2 protein-coding genes are annotated in these 721 nt (G+C 70.2%); both read right to left on the reverse strand.

Annotated features, from left to right (window positions below; genetic code table 11):
* The coding region (locus JCM19049_RS16485) for a biotin/lipoyl-containing protein (protein WP_304488865.1) at positions 1–335 on the reverse strand (335 nt) is incomplete at its 3' end.
* A 1-nt stretch (position 336) separates the two neighbouring features.
* On the reverse strand, positions 337–721 hold a 385-nt coding region (locus JCM19049_RS16490; protein ID WP_279403459.1), incomplete at its 5' end, for a transketolase C-terminal domain-containing protein.

Genomic DNA, 721 nt, shown 5'->3' on the forward strand with positions numbered 1-721 from the left:
CGTGTTCCGGCACGCTCCTCCTCACGGTAGGACAGCGCCCCCTCGGCCGGCTCGGAGTCCGCGGGCGAACCGGAGTCCTGGCCGCCGGCTTCCCCGGCCTCGGTGGCCACGGAGATGAACGGCTCGTCAACCAGCATCATCTGCCCGGCTTCCCCGTGCAGCTGGTGCACCACGCCCTCGAACGGGCAGGGGATCTCCACCAGCGACTTGGCGGTCTCCACCTCGGCGATGGGCTGGTCCACGGCCACGGTGTCCCCCGCGGCGACCATCCAGCGCACCAGTTCGGCCTCGGTCAGGCCCTCCCCCAGGTCGGGGAGCAGGAATGTCTTGATCACGTTAGGCCTCCCATTGCAGTTGGTCGACGGCGTCGAGGATGCGCTCGGCGCTGGGCAGGTGGTGCTTTTCCAGGGTCGGGGCCGGGTACGGGATGTCGAACCCGGTCACCCGCAGCACCGGGGCCGCCAGCGAGTGGAAGCAGCGCTCCTGGATCCTGGCGGTGATTTCACTGGCCACGGACACGAAGCCCTGGGCCTCGCCGATCACCACGGCCCGTCCGGTCTTGCGTACCGAGGCGGCCACGGTCTCATCATCGAACGGCACAATGGTGCGCACGTCGATGACTTCCAGGTTCCGGCCCTCCTCGGCGGCGATCTTGGCCGCCTCCAGGGCGGTGGACACGCTCGGGCCGTAGGCCACCAGGGTGGCGTCGGTGCCCGGGCGG

The sequence above is a fragment of the Arthrobacter sp. JCM 19049 genome (assembly GCF_001310435.1).